This window comes from Cupriavidus plantarum (genome assembly GCF_905397285.1).
In the GTDB taxonomy this organism is placed as follows: Bacteria; Pseudomonadota; Gammaproteobacteria; order Burkholderiales; family Burkholderiaceae; genus Cupriavidus; species Cupriavidus plantarum.
The window spans coordinates 262,584-280,381 of the sequence record NZ_CAJPUX010000002.1; the positions used below are offsets into that span (position 1 = coordinate 262,584).

Sequence of the window (17,798 nt, forward strand, 5' to 3'; positions counted from 1 at the left end):
CGAGCGGGGCGTGGCTTGCAGCGGCGCAGCTTGGGCGTGGGGCGCTAGCCCTTCGACTTGTGCTGGGGCTTGCCCTTCTGCTTCGTGTGCGCCATGTCCTTGAGCTCTTTTTCGCTCATGGAGTCGTACATCGAGCGCGATGCGCCCTTCAGCGCGCCGGCCTTCTTGTCGCCGCGCTTGGCCGACAGCGCCGCGCCTGCGGCCATTTGCTGTGCTTTCGATTTTGCTGGCATACCGATCTCCTTCAGGCTTCGCCGAGTCTCTCGCGAGTCGTTATATCCTGCCCAGTACCACGAGCAGAACCACGATCACGACGATGAGGCCAAGGCCGCTGCTCGGCCAATAGCCCCAGCCGCTGCTATACGGCCACGCGGGGAGCGCGCCAATCAGCAGCAGGATCAGAATGATCAAAAGAATGGTGCCGATTCCCATGGAAGCTCTCCTGTTCTTGTCATGTCTCAAGAGTAGGACAGCCCCATTCGCGCAAGTGGCGGGAAGGGACTGAAAACGCTGTAGGAATCGGACGACGCGCCCGGCCAACCGCCAGAAAACAGGCCAGAAAACCGGCCAGAAAAACCGGCCGGACAACCGGCGGGAAAACCTCGGGGAACCCCTCAGTAAGCCGCGCTGTAGATCTCGAATGCGTCGCGCTCGGTGACCTCGCGCGGGTTGTTCACGAGCAGGCGGGTCTGCAGCATGGCATCGCTGGCCAGCCGCGAAATGTCGTTCTCCTTCACGCCAACTTCCCGCAGCGTACGCGGAATGCCGGTGGCTTCGATCAGTCCCTCGACATGACGGATCAACGCGGCCGTCTTCGTCTCGCAACTGCCTGTCGTGCCCGGTATGACGACGTCCGCCAGTTCCGAGTACAGGCGGCTCGCATCGCGCGCGTTGAACTTCATCACATGCGGCAGCACCAGCGCGTTGGACAGGCCGTGCGGCACGTGGAAAATGCCGCCGATCGGATACGCGAGCGCATGCACGGCCGCCACGGGCGCATTGGCGAATGCCTGCCCCGCGAACATCGCGCCGACTAGCATCGCTTCGCGCGCGCCGCGGTCGTTGCCGTTGTCGCACGCGAGCATCACGTTGCGCGAGAGCAGATCGAGCGCGCGAACGGCAAGCATGTCGGAGATCGGGTTTTTCAGGTGCGCGCTCGTATAGGCCTCGATCGCATGGACCATTGCGTCGATGCCCGTGGCCGCCGTGGCCGCGCGGGGCAGGCCCAGCGTCAGTTCCGCATCGAGAATCGCGATATCGGCGTAGAGCTGCGGCGAAACGACCCCCATCTTGGTGGTTTCGCCTGTCGTGACGATCGACACCGCGGTGACTTCGGAGCCCGTGCCCGCAGTGGTCGGAATCTGCGCGAGCGGCAGCCGCATGCCCGTGACCTTGCGCACGCCGTACATGTCCTTCAGCGATTGCGTCGCGGGCAGCAGCACGGCGATGAGCTTGGCGACATCCATCGACGAGCCGCCGCCCAGGCCGATGATCGCTTCCGCGCGCGCGGCTCGCGCGCGTTCGGTCGCTTCCAGCACGACGTGCTCGGGCGGATCGGCGACCACATCGTCGATAACGGTGACTTCCCAGTCGTGACGGGCGAGGTCCTCCAGCGCCGGCACGAGCAGCCCGCTCTTCGACAGAAAGCCGTCGGTCACGACGACGAGTCGGCGCGCCGTCGGCCACGATTCGCGCAACAGCGCGCCAAGCCGGCGCGCGGCGCCGTATTCGACGACGATGCTCGGCACCGTCTGGAAGCGGAATGGGTTCATGCTGTCTCCAAAATCTGTCTTGTCGGCCGTCTTGTCGTGGTGAGCGCATCGGACAGGCCCGCACAGTATGCACCGGCCGGCCCGATACGGTCCGCCATTACATCTGCAGGCAGAGGTACTTGATCTCGAGGTATTCCTCGATGCCGTGACGCGATCCTTCGCGGCCGACACCCGACTGCTTGATGCCACCGAACGGCGCCACCTCGTTCGAGATCAGACCGGTGTTCAGGCCCACCATGCCGTATTCAAGCGCTTCCGAGGTCTTCCAGGCGCGCGCGATGTCGCGTGTGTAAAGGTACGCGGCCAGGCCGAACTCGGTCGCGTTCGCAGCGGCGATCGCCTCCTTGTCTTCCTTGAAGCGGAACAGGGGCGCCACGGGCCCGAAGATCTCCTCGCGGGCCATGCGCATGTCGGCGGTGGCGTCGGCGATCACGGTGGGCGCATAGAACGTGCCGCCGAGCGCGTGCGCGCCGCCGCCCGTCATCACGCGCGCGCCCTTGGCCCTGGCGTCATCGACGAGGGACTTCACCTTGTCGACGGCCTTCGGCTCGATCAGCGGTCCGATCAGCACACCGTTCTCGAGACCGTTACCGACCGGCAGCTGGGCGGCGCGCGCGGCGAACTTCTCCGCGAACTTGTCGTAGATGCCGTCCTGGATGTAGAAGCGGTTGGCGCAGACGCAGGTCTGGCCGCCGTTGCGATACTTCGCGGCGATGGCGCCCTCTACGGCCGCATCGACGTCCGCATCGTCGAACACGATGAAGGGCGCATTGCCGCCAAGCTCGAGCGACAGGCGCTTGATGGTCGGCGCGCATTGCGCCATTAGCAGGCGGCCCACTTCGGTGGAACCCGTGAACGACAGCTTGCGCACGATCGGGCTGGACGTCAGCACGCCACCGATCGGCTTGGAGTGGCCCGTCAGGACCTGCACCACCCCCGCGGGGATACCCGCGCGCGCGCCCAGCTCGGCCAGCGCGAACGCCGACAGCGGTGTCAGTTCGGACGGCTTGATGACGATCGCGCAGCCCGCAGCCAGCGCGGGGGCCACCTTGCGCGTGATCATCGCGGCAGGGAAATTCCACGGCGTGATGGCGGCGCACACGCCCACCGGCTGACGCAGCGTGACGAGACGCTTGTCCGCCGCGGGGGAGGCCAGCACCTCGCCATCGACGCGCTTGGCTTCCTCGGCGAACCACTCGATGAAGCTCGCGGCATAGGCGATCTCGCCTCGCGCTTCGGCCAGCGGCTTGCCCTGCTCGCGGGTCATCAGATACGCGAGGTCGTCCGTATTGGCGATCATGAGATCGAACCACCGGCGCAAAATGATCGCGCGCTCCTTGCCCGTCTTCGCGGCCCAGCTTTTTTGCGCAATCTCGGCCGAGGCGATGGCACGCTCGGTTTCGGCGGCGCCCAGATTGGGCACCTCCGCAATGATCTCGCCCGTGGCGGGATCGTTCACGGGCAGCGTCTCCCCGTTATCGGCACCGACCCATTGGCCGTCGATATAGGCAAGCTGTTTCAGGAGCGAAGCGTCTTTGAGTTCGAGCATGGGCACGGGAGATCCTTGGTTTGATAAAGCTTGGGACTTGTAAAAGCGTGGACTTGTAAAAGCTTGGGACTTGTACGAGCTTGGGACTTCTACAAGCTGGGACTTCTACAAGCTGGGACTTCTAAAGCTTGGACTTGTACAATTTCCTATTTTGTCGTTCAATAGATGGAACGATATTCGGCAGGCAGAACGGCGTCCACGCAGTCTATAACTTAGACGGCAGGAAGCCAAGCCCTGCCCAAGCTCTGCCCAAGCTCTGCCAACCATCCCATGCCCAAAACCGCCTACGCCACCACGCAGCCGCCCCTGAAATCCACGGCCCCCGCGGTGGTAAGAGCCGTGCAGGTCCTGGACGCGCTGGCCGCCGCGCCGGCGCCCGTGTCACTAGCCGACCTGGCGCGCGCCACGGGCGCCCCCAAGAGTTCGCTCCACGGCCTCTGCGAAACGCTGGTCCATCTGCGGCTGGCCAAGCGCCTGCCGGACGGCACGATGGCGCTCGGCCCCCATGTCATGGGCTGGGCCAACGCCTTCCTGTCGCAGACCCAGATCACCGAGGAGTTCCGAACCCTCTGGGAGGCCACGGAGGCGTTCGACGACGCCACCGTGACGCTGTCGATGCTGGATGACACCGAGGTGGTGTACCTGGCCTGCCGCAACGGCAACCGCCCGCTAGGCGTCACGTTCCGCATCGGCATGCGCCTGCCCGCGCCCTACACGGCCACAGGCAAGGCGATCCTCAGTACGCTGCCGCCCGAGCTCGTGCGATCGCTGCTGGTGGACCGGTGGCCCGACCCGCTGACGCGGGCGAGCGTGGCGAGCCCGGATGCGCTGGCGATCGAACTCGATACGGTGCGGGCGCTGGGCTATTCGACCGACAATGGTCAGATGCGGGAAGGCATGACGTGCTTTGGCGCGCCGGTATTCGACGCCACCGGGCACCAGGCGGTAGGCGCCATCGCCGTGAGCTACCTGACGAACGAGATCGACGCACCCACGGCGGCGCGGGTGGGTCCCCGGGTTCGCGATCTGGCGGACAAGCTCTCCGCGCGGCTTGGACACCGCAAATTGCTCAAATTTTAGGCAACCCAGTGCGGTAGCGCACATATGGGCGTTCGGCGGGATGAAAGCTCAGGATATCCACAGAACCTGTGGATATCTGTGGACGGGTTCCCGAGGGTGTCCGAAACAGATCGAATGTGGGAAAGTGCACGCTTTGGGCCCCCGTAGTGTGACTTACGCCATGCTAGCTACGCGACTCCGCAGGTCCCCCCGGCCGCTGGCCCGCGCCGTGCCCGTGTCTCCCGCCCCCCTGGGCGCCGCCTTGATCGCTGTACTCGCCCTCGGCGGGTGTCTGCCGCAGTACCGCGTACCCACTGGCGTCCCGAGCGCGACCGTGCGGTTGCTGACCACCACGGACGACAACACCGTCTTCACGATCGCGGACCCCGCCGGGTGCCCGACGCCCGCGCGGCCCCGTGTGTTGGCGGGCACCGGCAAGCAGCTCGCCGCGATGGGCAGGGAGCCCAGCCTCGGCATGGCTGGCGCCTCGCCCGAGCCGCCCTCGCGGACGCGCGAGCGGAAGGTGGAGGCGGGTCATCGCGTCTATATCGCGGTGTCGTCTTCGGCGGCGCCGCCGGCGCCCGAGATGCGTTGCGCGGCGGGCGTGTCGTTCGTGCCGGAGCCCGGCGGTCAATACGAAATCAGATTTGTCCGCGACGATGCGGCGAGTGTCTGCTCGGCACGCGTGCTGCGTGTCGAGGCAAAGCCGGAGGGCGGCGCGGCGCTATTTCAGGAATCGACCCAGGAAGGATTTCGGGCGCTGCGTCGCGAATATATTTGCGAGCGGCTGGGCCAATGACAGTAGGCCAATGACAGTGGGCCGATGACAGTAGGCCGATGACAGTAGGCCAATGACACGTGGGTGCGCACCACGATGGCTGAATCGCGCGACGACCAGCGCGGTACGCACACACGTTTGATACGAAAGTTCTTATTGTTCTCAGGCTGCCTGTTCAATCAGGAAACGCTCGGGACGCTTGCCCAGCCATGCCGGCGCGCGGCCGCGGCCCGACCAGGTCTTGCCGGTTTTCGGGTCCTGATATTTCGGCGGCAGCGAGGACGTCTTGCGCGCGGCACCAGTGCCGCTGCCCGCCGGGCGTCCGCGGCGGCGCTTGGGCGCAATATCCTCGACGGTCAAGTCGTAATCGGCCATCAATTGGCGAATCTGATCGATCACGCCCGCGACTTCATTGGCGCGAACTTCGCTGAGCTTGGCTTCCAGTGCTTCTTTTTCGGCCAGTAGTTGCTTGTAGGTCGGCATTTAGGATCCCCGTTCAGTGTTGGACTGCATGGTACAAGAAATCATCGCATGCCAGCAGAATTAATCTTACAAAATAATACTGGGATTGCACGATTTAAACGCATTGTGGTGCCGTGTCGTTGACGTATTGGATGGCATCGCAACGGCAATCGCAATTTCCGTAGTTTGTAACCGGATTTTTAACGATTACGTCTCGCGCGCGTGACAAAGCCGATGCCCAAGATTGGCGCAACGCCAGCCGCCGCAACGCCAGCCGCCGCAACGCCAGCCGAATTCTTTGAATCTGTTACCCACTTGTTACCGGCCAGCGCGAACGATGCGCTAAAGTCGCATGATTGTCATCGCTGTTATTTTTGGCATGTTGCAGTCATAAAAAAAAGAGCCGGCGTTACGCCGGCCCTTTTTACTGTGCTTTCTGCCGCCCCATCAAATCGCCCAGCCTCCGGCATAGAAGGCCGCGAGTGCAATCGCGATGGCAACGGTGCCAGCATTGAGCTTTTTCCATTCCCCCGAGACGATGCGGCCGATCACCAGCGTGCAAAAGCCCAGCATGATGCCGGTGACGATATTGCAGGTGAGAACGATGAATACGGCACACACCAGTCCGGACATGGCATCTACGAGGTCATCCATATGCAGGCGGCTGACGCTCGACAGCATCAGCAATCCCACGTACATCAATGCGGGCGCCGTGGCATAGGAAGGGACCAGTGCGGCCAGCGGCGAGAAGAACATCACCGCGAGGAACAGCGCTCCGACCGTGACGGCCGCCAGCCCCGTGCGCGCGCCGGCTGCCACGCCCACGGTCGATTCGATATAGGCCGCGGCGGGCGCGCCGCCAAACATCGCCGAGAAGATCGAGCTCACGGAGTCCGCGGTCAGCGCCCGGCCGCCGTTATGGATGCGTCCGCTCGCGTCCAGCTGCCCGGCCTGGCCGGCGACCGCGCGGATCGTGCCCGTCGCATCGAACACGGCCGTCATCACGAGCGCGAGCACGCTGGGCAGCACGGCCGCCGAGAGCGCGCCGCGCACGTCCATGGCACCGATGAGCGAGGCGTGACCCGGCGACGACAGAGACGGCAGCGCGAACACCCCCGTGAATTTCACGGCGGGGTCGAACGCGAGGCCGAGCGCCGAGATCGCGACGATCACGATCAGGATGCCTCCCGGCACCCGCCGGCGCTCGAGCCCGAAGATCGCGGCCAGACCGAGCACGGACATCAGCACGGGAAACGCCGTGATATGGCCGAGCGTGACGGGCAGCCCAGCCCCGGGGTTGCGGACGACGAGGCCAACCTCGTTCGAGGCGATCAGCAGCAGGAACAGCCCGATGCCGATGCCCGCCCCATGCGCGACGCCCGCGGGCAGGTTGCGCAGGATCCAGGCGCGCACGCCCGTGACGGAGATCGCGGTGAAGACCACGCCCATCAGGAACACGGCGCCGAGCGCGACCGATGGCGACAGATGCTGACCCAGCACGAGCCCGAACGCCATAAATGCGGTCAGCGAGATCGCGCAGCCGATGGCGATGGGCAAGCGCGCCCACAGGCCCATCAGCAGCGAGCCGAATGCCGTCGTCAGGCACACCGCGACGAAGACGGCGCTGGTGTCGAAGCCGGCCTTGCCGAGCATGCCGGGCACCACGAAGACGGCATACACCATGGCCATGAACGTGGTGGTACCGGCCACGACCTCGCGCCGCGCGGTGCTGCCGCGGGCGGAAATCTGGAAGTACTGGTCGATGCGATGGGGAGGGCGCGCGCGCGCGTCGTCGCTGTCCGCCGCCGGCGGCATGAGCGGTCGGTCGTAGGGCTGGTCGATCATGATGATGTCTGCCTCCTTGCAGGGCCGCGCGCGGCTGCGTATGGCCGGCGTCGGTGCTGTCTCACTCGGTTCTCGGTGCAAGGACGATGCGCCCGGCGCATCGGGCAAAGGTGTGGGCGTCTCTGTCCTCGGCGGTGGCCGGCGCTTGCGCCGGCTTGCCGGTCGCATCCTCTTGCGGGCGTGATCCGGCGAGGCTCAAGGCTAGTCAAGGCGGGGTGGGGCGGCATCATCGCGCGGACATGCGCGGTATCTCGCAACGGGAATATCGACGGATCCGCCCGCCTCGCGCCAACTCAGGGATTTCCCTCGATGCGGCCGCCGGGTGGCGTCCACGCAGCATGGCGGCCCCTCCCGACGCGGGGCCGCCTAAATATTCGGCGCGGGCCGCCGTTAGACGCATCGCAGTCCTTGTACACATATCAACCAAACAGCCAGGCGAGCGGAGCACAGCATGACCAGCGCGATGAGGGAAATCGACGAGCGCACCAACCTAACCAACAACAACCAGTTCGAGTTGTTGCTGTTCCGACTCGGCGATGCGGAGACCAGCGGACAGTCGGAACTGTTCGGCATCAACGTCTTCAAGGTGCGCGAAATTCTGGTCATGCCCAGCGTGACCACGGTCGTGGGCGCGGAGCCCGCGATCCTCGGCATGGCCGATATCCGCGGCCAGGTCATTCCGGTTATCGACCTGCCGCGGCTCTTGTCGTGCAAGCCGGTCACCGGTCTCAACATCATGCTCGTGACCGAGTACGCACGCTCGACGCAGGGCTTCGCGGTGGAAGCGGTCGAAGAGATCGTGCGCCTCGACTGGAGCCAGGTGGTCTCGGCGGAGACGAGCGTCAAGGGCGGGCTCGTCACGAGCATCGCCAAGCTCGATGTGGGCGGCGACAATCCGCGCCTCGTGCAGGTGCTCGACGTGGAGCAGATCCTGCGCGACGTGCTGCCGACGCGTCAGCCCGACGTGGACCCGGCCACGGTCGGTCCGCAACTGACGCTGCGTCCCGGCACCAAGGTGCTGGCGGCGGACGACTCGGCGCTCGCGCGCGGGCTCATCGAGAACGGCCTCAAGGCGATGGGCGTCGACGTGGTGATGACCAAGACGGGTCAGGAAGCGTGGGACCTACTCGGCAGCATCGCCGAGGGTGCCGCGGGCCGTGGCAAGACCGTGCGCGACGAGATCGCGCTCGTGCTCACGGACCTCGAGATGCCGGAGATGGACGGCTTTACGCTGACGCGCAAGATCAAGGCGGACGCGCGGCTCAAGTCTCTGCCGGTGGTCATCCATTCGTCGCTGTCGGGCGAGGCAAGCGAAGAGCACGTGCGCAAGGTCGGTGCCGATGCGTATGTGTCAAAGTTTCTTGCAAAAGATCTTGCCGACACCATCCGTGGTGTGCTTGCACGCCATCCTTGAGAAAGATTGCCCAGAAATTAGGCACGCCAGCTCTTTCCAGAGCTGGCGCGGCTTGCAGGGAAGTCAATAGGCAGGATATCCACCAACTCTGTGGATAGAATTCAACGGGGCTGTGCGACGGTGCGCAGGTACGGCTTGAGCGTCTTGAAGCCCTGTGGATATTTTTTCTTCGCGTCGTCGTCGGACACGGAAGTCGGGATGATCACGTCATCGCCCGGCTTCCAGTTGACGGGCGTGGCGACGGTGTGCTTGGCGTTGAGTTGTAGCGAGTCGAGCAGTCGCAATACCTCATCGAAGTTACGCCCCGCGCTCATCGGATAGACGAGCATCGCCTTGACCTTCTTGTCGGGTCCGATCATGAACACCGAGCGGATGGTCGCGTTGTCCACCGCGGTACGCGGACCGCCGCCGGCCTCCGGATGGATCATGTCGTAGAGCTTCGCGATATGCAGGTCCGCATCGCCGATCATCGGATAGTTGACCTTGGCGCCCTGCGTCTCTTCGATGTCCTTGACCCACCGGTTGTGATCGTCGACCGGATCGATCGACAGGCCGATGATCTTCGTGTTGCGCTTGTCGAACTCGGGCTTGAGCCGGGCCATGTACCCGAGCTCCGTCGTGCAGACCGGCGTGAAATCCTTGGGATGCGAAAACAGGATGGCCCATCCATCGCCAATCCACTCATGGAACTGGATCTTGCCTTCGGTTGTATCCGCCGTGAAATCCGGTGCCGTCTCGCCTAATCGGATTGCCATGGTGAGTCTCCTTGTCAGTTGTGGATGGCGCCGCATGCAGCGGATCGCCATCCAGTATAGGAACTGACAGGGAAAAAGTTACCGTCAGGCCGGCTTCCACACTGGCGACTGCGCGACCGTCACCTTGCGCGGCAGGATCGACTGGGCGGCAAAGGCATCGGCGATCCGCTGCTGTTCCGTGAGCGACGCCGCGTCCACCGTCTGTACCTGATAGGTCCGGCGCGCGTTGGCCGCCTCGACCGTCGCCGCATCGAGTCCGAGCAACGGCGCATTCCACGCGGCGGCTGGACCGGGATTCTGCTTGATCCAGGTGCCTGCACTGCGCAGTTCGTCGTACACCCTGGCGAGCACGTCGGGGCGGCGCCTGGCATATGGCGTCGCCGCCAGATAAAAGCGTCGGTAGCTGGCGAGGCCCGTGCCGTCGCGCAGCACGCGCGCGTTGGCCTGCCGCTGCACTGCGGCAAGGAACGGATCCCAGATGACCCATGCGGCCACCGCGCCGCGCTCGAATGCCGCGCGTGCGTCGGCGGGCGTCAGATACGCGGGCTCGATGTCGCGCAGCGTGAGCTTGGCTTCCGCCAGCGCCTCGAGCAGCAGGTAATGCGCACCCGCGCCCTTGGCGAAGGCCACGCGCTGTCCCTTGAGCTGAGCGATCGACTGGATCGGCGAGTCCTGCTTCACGACCACGGCCTGCGCCGTTGGCGACGGCGTCTCGATCGCGTAGTACGTAAGATTCGCGCCGGCCGCGAGCGCGAACGGCGGCACCGCATCGGCCACGTCCGCGGTGAGGTCGAGGTTGCCGACGTTCAGCGATTCGAGCAGCGGCAGGCCCGAGGTGAACTCGTGCCACTGCACGCGGACGTTCAGCGGGGCGAGCGCTTTTTCGAGCGTCTCGCGCGACTTCAGCCAGATCATCAGCGTCGAGGATTTCTGATAGCCGATGCGCAGCGTCTCGGCTTCTCCCGCAGCGAACGATCGGTTCGCAACCGTTAGCGTGGGCAGGGCGAGACCGGCCGCGAGCAGCGCGCGGCGATGGGCGTTGATGGTCATGGTGGCAGGGGAGGATCCAAAGGGAAGGGGTTCCAGGACAGCGCACAGGCTAGGGTTTCGCGCCAACGCGCGGAACGAAGGAAACCGCATTTGCATATGCATATAAGCATATGCCCTCCCATGTACGCGCCATATGCGTCTGGCGCATATGGCCGCGCGATTTGATTCGTTGGCTGCGCGCACTGCGGTGTCTACAGTGGCTCCCTTGCACTGCTTTCCCCCGAGCACAAGACACCATGACCACTGCCGTCGCACCCGTTCTCCAGGATTTCGAGATCCGCCCGCTCGGCGCCGCCCTGGGCGCCGAAATCATCGGTCTCGATCTGTCGCAGCCGATCGCGGAAGAAGACTTCCGGCGCATCCATCGCGCGCATCTCGACCATCATGTCGTGGTGTTCCGCGACCAGCGCATCACGCCCGCGCAGCAGATCGACTTCAGCCGCCGCTTCGGCGCGCTCGAGATCCACGTCCTGCATCAGTTCCAGCTGGCGGGGCATCCCGAGATCCTGATCGTGTCGAACGTGCGCGAGAACGGCAAGCCGATCGGCCTTGGCGACGCCGGTCACTTCTGGCATTCCGATCTCTCCTACAAGGAGAAGCCGAGCCTCGGCTCGCTGCTGCACGCGCGCGAGTTGCCGCGCGAAGGCGGCGATACGCTGTTCGCCAACATGCATGCCGCATGGGACGCGCTGCCCGCCGATCTGCAGCGCAAGGTGGAAGGCCTGAAAGCCGAGCACACCTACCTGGCGAAATACAAGGAGCTGCAGCGCCGCAGCCCGTGGCGTCCCGACCTGACGCCCGAGCAGATCGCGCAGGTCAAGCCCGCGCTGCAGCCCGTCGTGCGCACGCATCCGGAGACGGGCCGCAAGGCGCTGTTCGTGAGCGAGCATTTCACGACGAAGATCGTCGGCCTGCCGGAGGACGAGAGCCGCGCGCTGCTCGACGAACTGTTCGCGCACAGTGTCAAGCCGGAATTCGTCTATCGCCACCAGTGGCGCGAGCACGACCTCGTGTTCTGGGACAACCGCTCGCTGATGCATCTGGCGGCGGGCACGCCCGACAGCGAGCGCCGCGTGATGTACCGCACCACGATCGAGGGCGATCTGCCTTACTGAATTCCATTTCTTACCGGAGCCATCTGCAATGTCCCTGTTCACCTCCCGCTGGCCGCGCCGCGCTGCCGTGTCGATGCTTGTCGCGGGTCTCGCGCTGACCGCCAACGCGCACGCCGAAGGGCGCATCCGTATTGCCGAGCAGTTCGGCGTGGTCTATCTGCTACTCAATGTCGCGCGCGACCAGCAACTGATCGAGAAGCACGGCAAGCAGCAGGGCGTGGACGTCAAGGTCGAATGGACGCAACTCTCGGGCGGTTCCGCGGTGAACGACGCGCTGCTGTCGGGCTCGATCGATATCGCCGGTGCCGGCGTCGGGCCGCTGCTGACGCTGTGGGACCGGACGCATGGCAAACAGAACGTGAAGGGCGTCGCGTCGCTCGGCAACTTCCCGTACTACCTCGTCAGCAACAACCCGAAGGTGAAGACGATTGCGGACTTCACCGACAAGGATCGCATCGCGTTGCCCGCCGTGACGGTATCGGTGCAGTCGCGCGTGCTGCAGTTCGCGGCCGCGAAGCAGTGGGGCGACAAGGAGTTCAACCGCCTCGACAAATGGACGGTGGCCGTGCCGCACCCTGATGCCGCCGCGGCAATCATCGCGGGTGGGACCGAGATCACGGGCCACTTCGGCAATCCGCCGTTCCAGGAACAGGAGCTGGCCGGCAATCCCAATGCGCGCATCGTCCTGAATTCGTACGACGTGCTCGGCGGCCCGAGCTCGGCCACGGTGCTCTATGCCACTGAGAAATTCCGCAGCGAGAACCCGAAGACGTATCGCGCCTTTGTCGACGCGCTGGCGGAAGCCGCGGATTTCGCGACCAAACAGCCGGAAGCGGCCGCCGATCTCTACATCCGCGTGAACAAGGCCAAGATCGACCGCGCGTTGCTGGTCAAGATCCTCAAGAACCCGCAGGTCCAGTTCAAGGTCACGCCGCAGAACACGTTCCCGCTGGCCGAGTTCATGCACCGCGTGGGCGCTATCAAGAATGCACCGAAGTCGTGGCAGGACTATTTCTTCCAGGACCCGGCCACCGCACAAGGGAGCTGATCATGACGACGCACGAACATCCGCGCGCGGGCCTCAGGGTTGTGGGTGGCGGCCTGCCGCTCCTGCAGGTCGATAACGTCTCGCTCGAATACCGCACGCCCGACCGCGTGGTCCGCGCCACGCATCGCGTGAGTTTCGACGTGCATGCCGCGGATCGGTTCGTGCTGCTGGGCCCTTCGGGCTGCGGCAAGTCGACGCTGCTCAAGGCCGTGGCCGGCTTCGTGCCGCCGGCCGAGGGCGAGATCCGGCTCGATGGCCAGCGCGTGCGCGCGCCGGGGCCCGATCGCATCGTCGTGTTCCAGGAGTTCGACCAGTTGCCGCCGTGGAAGACCGTGCGTCAGAACGTCATGTTTCCGCTGCAGCGCGCGCGCGGACTGTCGCGCGCCGAGGCCAGCGATACGGCCATGCACTTTCTCGACAAGGTCGGTCTGGCCGGGTTTGCCGATGCGTATCCGCACACGCTGTCCGGCGGCATGAAGCAGCGCGTGGCGATTGCCCGCGCGCTGGCGATGCGCCCGAAGGTGCTGCTGATGGACGAGCCGTTTGCCGCGCTCGACGCCCTCACGCGCCGCCGCATGCAGGAAGAACTGCTGGCGCTGTGGGAGGACGCGTCCTTCACGCTGCTGTTCGTCACGCATTCGATCGAAGAGGCGCTGGTCGTGGGTAGCCGCATCCTGCTGCTGTCCCCGCATCCGGGCCGCGTGCGGGCCGAGCTCAACAGCCACCAGTTCTCGCTCGCGAGCCAGGGGAGCGCCGAGTTCCAGCATGCGGCACAGCGCATCCATCGCATGCTGTTCGAAGAACCCGAGCAGGCCGCGCCCGCCGCGACGCCGCAGTCGCGGCGTGCCACACACACGCATTGATCATGTCCGACACGCTCACCATCCGCCCCGAATACGAGCGCGAGCTCGAACCCTTCACCGCCGCACCGGTCGAGCGCGCGCTGCCGTGGCACACACGCGTGCTCCAGCAAGGCTGGCTCCGCAAGCTGTTCATCCTGATCGCGCTGGCGATCGTCTGGGAAGTCATCGCGCGCGTGCAGGACAACGACCTGCTGCTGCCGACGTTCGGTGCCACGGCACGTGCGTTCTTCGATGGCATTCTCAACGGCGAGTTGCCGGGCAAGGCGGCGGTCTCGCTAACGGTGCTGCTGCAAGGCTACCTCGCGGGCATCGTGCTCGCGTTCGTGCTGACCACGCTGGCGGTGTCGACGCGCATCGGCCGCGACCTGCTGGACACACTGACCGCGATGTTCAACCCGCTGCCGGCCATCGCGCTGCTGCCGCTGGCGCTGCTGTGGTTTGGCCTTGGCAAAGGCAGCCTGATCTTCGTGCTGATCCATTCGGTGCTGTGGCCGCTCGCGCTCAATACCTATGCAGGCTTTCGTGGCGTGCCGGAGACGCTGCGCATGGCGGGCCGCAACTACGGCCTGCGCGGACTGCGTTACGTCGTGCTGATTCTTGTCCCCGCCGCACTGCCGGCGATCCTTTCCGGCCTCAAGATCGGCTGGGCCTTTGCATGGCGCACGCTGATCGCGGCGGAGCTCGTCTTCGGCGCGTCGTCGGGCAAGGGCGGCCTGGGCTGGTACATCTTCCAGAACCGTAACGAGCTCTATACGGACCGCGTGTTCGCGGGACTCGCGACCGTCATCCTGATCGGGCTGGCCGTGGAGGGCATCGTGTTCGCTTCGCTTGAGCGCCTGACCGTGCGGCGCTGGGGCATGCAGAACGGTTGATGCAGGCCGATGTTCCCTCCCGGGTTCTTGTTCCAGCCTTGTTCGTGTGACGGGACGGGAGTATGGTACGTGGCGGTTCGCCAGATAACGACTCACGACAATTCCGATGACCGCCATCCACCACGCCGCCGCCCAGGGCTTCTCGAGTCAAGCCGACACCTACGCCCGCGGGCGTCCCGACTATCCCAAGGAAATCGCCGACTGGCTGCGCGACACGGTCGGCCTGGCCGCAGGCCGGACCGTCGTCGATCTCGGCGCCGGCACCGGCAAGTTCACGCGGCTGCTGCAGCCGACTGGCGCGTCCATCATCGCGGTGGAGCCCGTGCAGCAGATGCGCGACCAGCTTGCCAGCGCCTTGCCGGGCGTGCAGGCCGTGGCCGGCACCGCGGAATCGATGCCGCTGCCCGATGCGAGCGTCGACGCGGTCGTCTGCGCGCAGGCCTTCCACTGGTTCGCCAATACGGCGGCGATGCGCGAGATTCGCCGCGTGCTGCGTCCCGGTGGCCGGCTCGGCCTCGTGTGGAACGTGCGCGACGAATCGGTGGACTGGGTGGCGCGGCTCACGGAAATCATGAAGCCGTTCGAGGGCGATGCGCCGCGATTTCATCGCGGCGACTGGCGCAAGGTGTTTCCGGCCGAGGGGTTCGGTCCGCTCACGCTGACGAGCCTGCCTTATGCGCATACGGGCGCGCCGGAGCAGGTGATCGTCGACCGCGTGATGTCGGTGAGCTTCATCGCGTCGCTGCAGCCCGCGCAGCAGGATGCCGTGCGCGCGCAACTGCATGACGTGATCGCGCGCAACCCGGCGCTGAAGGGCCGGGAAACGGTGTCGTTCCCTTACCGGACCGAGGCGTACTGCTGCGAGCGTTCGTCCTGACCGTAACGCACCGCGATCAGGCGGCTCATCACGAGCGCAAGGATCGCGGCCAGCGACGCGCACAGATAGACGGGCGCATAGCCGGCATGCTTGACCACGAGGCCGGCCAGCGGGCCGGTCAGCCCCAGCGCGAAATCCAGGAAGAGCGAGTAGGCGCCGAGCGCGGAGCCGCGATTGGTCTGCGGCACGCGCTTGACCGCTTCCATCCCGAGCGACGGGAATACGAGCGAGAAGCCGAGGCCCGTCACGGCCGCGCCCGCGAGCGCCTGCCATGGCGACTGCGCGAGCCACAGCATGGCGAGGCCGGCCGCTTCCACCGCGAACGAGACGATCGCCACGGTGTAGCCGCCAAAGCGGTTGATCGTATCCGCGAACAGCAGGCGCGACAGGATGAAGCAGGTGCCGAGGGAGGTCAGCGCGAACGCTGCGTGGTCCCAGCCGCGGCTGCCGTAATACAGCGTGATGAACGCGGTGATCGACCCGAAGCCGACCGAGCCGAGCGCGAGGCAGAGGCCGAATGGCGTCATGGCGCGGAAGACGCGCCGGAAGGGCAGGCGTTCCCCCTTGACGATCGCGGACGGCGACTTCCGGCGCGCCAGCAGCAGGGCGATCGCGGTAATCAGCACCGTCACCGCCCCGATGGAGGCGAGGCCGCCAAAGTCGGCAAGCACCACGCCGAGCGGGGCGCCCGCGGCGAGGGCGCCGTAGGTGGTCATGCCGTTCCACGAGATGACCTTGCCCGTGTGGCGCGTGCCGGCACTGCCGATGCCCCAGGCGATCGTGCCCGTGGTGACAAGGCTTTCGCCCGCGCCGAGCACGAGCCGCGCGGCGAACAGCACCGTGAGACCGAGCCAGTCGGTGCCGCCGCACAGCGCGGCCGCCAGCGTCAGCGCGCCGCTACCCACGCACAGGGCCAGACCCGTCAACACCGAACGCTTTGGTCCCTGTACGTCGCATAGCGTGCCGGCCCAGGGGCGCGACAGCAGGGTAGCGAGATACTGGATGCTGATCGCCAGGCCGGCGATGACGGCGCTGTAGCCGAGATGGTCGTGGACGAAGCCGGGTATCACGGCCAGCGGGAGGCCGACGGCGAGGTAGGCGACAAAGTTGAACGCTACGACGCTGAGGATGCGGCGCAGCACGCGGTCATCGGCGGGATGGTCGTGCGCGGCATCCAGTGAGGAAGAGGGGGCGGTCATGGGGTGGGTCAGCTTTTGGGGTCTGCTGGGGGGCAGGGTTTCGCTGACGATTGGACTAAGGGAAAACCCGTAAAGCAGTAATCATACCGGGATTGCCGGTTTGGTGCCTGATGCGGCGTTCCATGCACGCCGCATGCCAGCCCGCGCTTCCGATTGACAACGCACACACCGTTCTATACGGTGGGCAATTGTTCCAACATGCAGCGCAAGCCGCTTCCGGCTTGCGCCTCCGGTGAAGCCGGTACTGACATTCGACGCCAATGCCACGTAAAGCCGCCCAACTCTCCGAAGCCGACAAGCACGCCGCGGAAGGGGGCGCCGTTGCCGTCGACCGGGCGCTGTTCGTCTTGTCGGTGTTTCGCGAGGGCGACAGCGCGCTCGGGCTGGCGGAACTCGCGCTACGCAGCGGCCTGTACAAAAGTACGCTGCTGCGGCTGCTGGCCTCGCTCGAGCATGCGCGGCTGGTGCGGCGGTTGCCCGATGGACGTTATGGGCTGGGGCCAGAGGTCGCCCGGCTCAACGCTGTCTATGCGGCATCCTTCTCGCTGGAGGCCGTGGTCATGCCGGCGCTACGGCAGCTCGTGCAGGTGACGCGGGAGTCGGCGGCGTTCCACATCGAGCAGGGGGAGCATCGGCTCTGCCTGTACCGGGTGGATTCCCCGCAGCCGGTGCGCGACCACATCCGTGCGGGCGATGTGCTGCCCCGTAACCGTGGCGCGGGCGGCCGGGTATTGCGGGCGTTTGCCGGGGCGCGCGGGGAAATCTACCAGCGCATCCGCGACGAGGGCGTCATCGCGCTGGTCGGCGACCGCAGTCCGGACATCGCCGGGGTATCTTCTCCGGTCTTCGGCCCGGCGGGCGACCTGCGGGGCGCCCTGACGCTGACCTGCCCCACCCCCCGCTTCTCCGTGAGCTTCCGCGACCAGGTCCTCGACGCCGCGCGCCAGCTCACTCAGGCCCTCGGCGGCACCTTCCCCGACTTCGCCCCCGCGGCGGCGGCGCCGATCACGGACAGCGACAGCAAAGACTGACGGTCGGCTTTGCTCCGCGCCTAAGAGCCGCCAACGACCGACCGTCCCATCCGTACTTTCCCCACCCTCCCGGGGAGGAGTGCACTCACTCCGTTGCATGCATGCGAAT

At 65.8% G+C, this 17,798-nt stretch carries 18 protein-coding genes; 9 read left to right on the plus strand and 9 right to left on the minus strand.

Going from position 1 to position 17,798, the window contains the following annotated elements; all coding sequences use genetic code 11:
- Window positions 1-44 precede the first annotated feature (44 nt).
- The 4 genes from KHP16_RS09920 to KHP16_RS09935 all read right to left on the minus strand — a co-directional run bounded on the left by KHP16_RS09920 (window position 45) and on the right by KHP16_RS09935 (window position 3,321).
- A complete protein-coding gene (locus tag KHP16_RS09920) occupies window positions 45-233 on the minus strand; it encodes a DUF3008 family protein (RefSeq protein WP_109583500.1) in 189 nt (62 codons plus the stop codon).
- A 40-nt stretch (window positions 234-273) separates the two neighbouring features.
- Window positions 274-432 (minus strand): DUF3309 family protein, encoded by a 159-nt coding sequence (locus KHP16_RS09925; RefSeq protein WP_109583499.1) that lies wholly within the window; start codon window positions 430-432, stop codon window positions 274-276.
- A 182-nt stretch (window positions 433-614) separates the two neighbouring features.
- The gene (locus KHP16_RS09930) at window positions 615-1,772 is read right to left on the minus strand and encodes an iron-containing alcohol dehydrogenase (protein WP_211960102.1); all 1,158 of its coding nucleotides are present in this window, start codon (window positions 1,770-1,772) and stop codon (window positions 615-617) included.
- Between the two features lie 97 nt (window positions 1,773-1,869).
- Complete coding sequence (locus KHP16_RS09935) at window positions 1,870-3,321, minus strand: NAD-dependent succinate-semialdehyde dehydrogenase (RefSeq protein ID WP_109583497.1); 1,452 nt, start codon at window positions 3,319-3,321, stop codon at window positions 1,870-1,872.
- A 270-nt stretch (window positions 3,322-3,591) separates the two neighbouring features.
- Here KHP16_RS09935 and KHP16_RS09940 point away from each other — a divergent pair, with 270 nt between their 5' ends.
- Both KHP16_RS09940 and KHP16_RS09945 read left to right on the plus strand, forming a co-directional pair.
- A complete protein-coding gene (locus tag KHP16_RS09940; RefSeq protein WP_109583496.1) occupies window positions 3,592-4,401 on the plus strand; it encodes an IclR family transcriptional regulator in 810 nt (269 codons plus the stop codon).
- Window positions 4,402-4,642: 241 nt separating this feature from the next.
- A complete protein-coding gene (locus KHP16_RS09945) occupies window positions 4,643-5,179 on the plus strand; it encodes a hypothetical protein (RefSeq protein ID WP_109583495.1) in 537 nt (178 codons plus the stop codon).
- Window positions 5,180-5,320: 141 nt separating this feature from the next.
- Here KHP16_RS09945 and KHP16_RS09950 read toward each other — a convergent pair whose 3' ends face one another.
- Both KHP16_RS09950 and KHP16_RS09955 read right to left on the minus strand, forming a co-directional pair.
- Window positions 5,321-5,641 carry an H-NS histone family protein gene (locus tag KHP16_RS09950; RefSeq protein ID WP_109583494.1) on the minus strand — a complete coding sequence of 107 codons (321 nt, stop codon included), beginning with the start codon at window positions 5,639-5,641 and terminating at the stop codon, window positions 5,321-5,323.
- Window positions 5,642-6,067: 426 nt separating this feature from the next.
- Window positions 6,068-7,435 (minus strand): NCS2 family permease, encoded by a 1,368-nt coding sequence (locus tag KHP16_RS09955; protein ID WP_167468459.1) that lies wholly within the window; start codon window positions 7,433-7,435, stop codon window positions 6,068-6,070.
- Between the two features lie 481 nt (window positions 7,436-7,916).
- Here KHP16_RS09955 and KHP16_RS09960 point away from each other — a divergent pair, with 481 nt between their 5' ends.
- Window positions 7,917-8,879, plus strand: coding sequence for a chemotaxis protein (locus KHP16_RS09960; protein ID WP_109583492.1), 963 nt, complete (start codon window positions 7,917-7,919; stop codon window positions 8,877-8,879).
- A 101-nt stretch (window positions 8,880-8,980) separates the two neighbouring features.
- On the opposite strand, the gene KHP16_RS09965 is transcribed toward KHP16_RS09960, so the two are convergent.
- Together KHP16_RS09965 and KHP16_RS09970 are read right to left on the minus strand one after the other, a co-directional pair.
- Window positions 8,981-9,634, minus strand: a complete 654-nt coding sequence (locus KHP16_RS09965) for a peroxiredoxin (protein WP_109583491.1) — start codon at window positions 9,632-9,634, stop codon at window positions 8,981-8,983.
- A gap of 84 nt (window positions 9,635-9,718) precedes the next feature.
- The gene (locus tag KHP16_RS09970; RefSeq protein ID WP_211960103.1) at window positions 9,719-10,684 is read right to left on the minus strand and encodes an aliphatic sulfonate ABC transporter substrate-binding protein; all 966 of its coding nucleotides are present in this window, start codon (window positions 10,682-10,684) and stop codon (window positions 9,719-9,721) included.
- A gap of 236 nt (window positions 10,685-10,920) precedes the next feature.
- Between KHP16_RS09970 and KHP16_RS09975 the strand changes: the two genes are divergently transcribed.
- The 5 genes from KHP16_RS09975 to KHP16_RS09995 all read left to right on the plus strand — a co-directional run bounded on the left by KHP16_RS09975 (window position 10,921) and on the right by KHP16_RS09995 (window position 15,459).
- On the plus strand, window positions 10,921-11,799 hold the full coding sequence (locus tag KHP16_RS09975; protein WP_211960104.1) for a TauD/TfdA dioxygenase family protein: 879 nt from the start codon (window positions 10,921-10,923) through the stop codon (window positions 11,797-11,799).
- A 28-nt stretch (window positions 11,800-11,827) separates the two neighbouring features.
- The gene (locus tag KHP16_RS09980; RefSeq protein WP_109583488.1) at window positions 11,828-12,847 is read left to right on the plus strand and encodes an ABC transporter substrate-binding protein; all 1,020 of its coding nucleotides are present in this window, start codon (window positions 11,828-11,830) and stop codon (window positions 12,845-12,847) included.
- Window positions 12,848-12,849: 2 nt separating this feature from the next.
- Window positions 12,850-13,710, plus strand: coding sequence for an ABC transporter ATP-binding protein (locus KHP16_RS09985; RefSeq protein ID WP_115953317.1), 861 nt, complete (start codon window positions 12,850-12,852; stop codon window positions 13,708-13,710).
- A 2-nt stretch (window positions 13,711-13,712) separates the two neighbouring features.
- Complete coding sequence (locus KHP16_RS09990; RefSeq protein WP_109583486.1) at window positions 13,713-14,582, plus strand: ABC transporter permease; 870 nt, start codon at window positions 13,713-13,715, stop codon at window positions 14,580-14,582.
- Window positions 14,583-14,688: 106 nt separating this feature from the next.
- Entirely contained in the window at window positions 14,689-15,459 is a 771-nt protein-coding gene (locus KHP16_RS09995; protein ID WP_109583485.1) for a class I SAM-dependent methyltransferase, read from the plus strand.
- Here the strand turns inward: KHP16_RS09995 and KHP16_RS10000 are convergent.
- The gene (locus KHP16_RS10000) at window positions 15,420-16,658 is read right to left on the minus strand and encodes an MFS transporter (RefSeq protein ID WP_109583484.1); all 1,239 of its coding nucleotides are present in this window, start codon (window positions 16,656-16,658) and stop codon (window positions 15,420-15,422) included. The genes KHP16_RS09995 and KHP16_RS10000 overlap by 40 nt on opposite strands.
- A gap of 260 nt (window positions 16,659-16,918) precedes the next feature.
- On the opposite strand from KHP16_RS10000, the gene KHP16_RS10005 reads away from it, so the two are divergent.
- A complete protein-coding gene (locus tag KHP16_RS10005) occupies window positions 16,919-17,689 on the plus strand; it encodes an IclR family transcriptional regulator (RefSeq protein WP_121491664.1) in 771 nt (256 codons plus the stop codon).
- Window positions 17,690-17,798 lie beyond the last annotated feature (109 nt).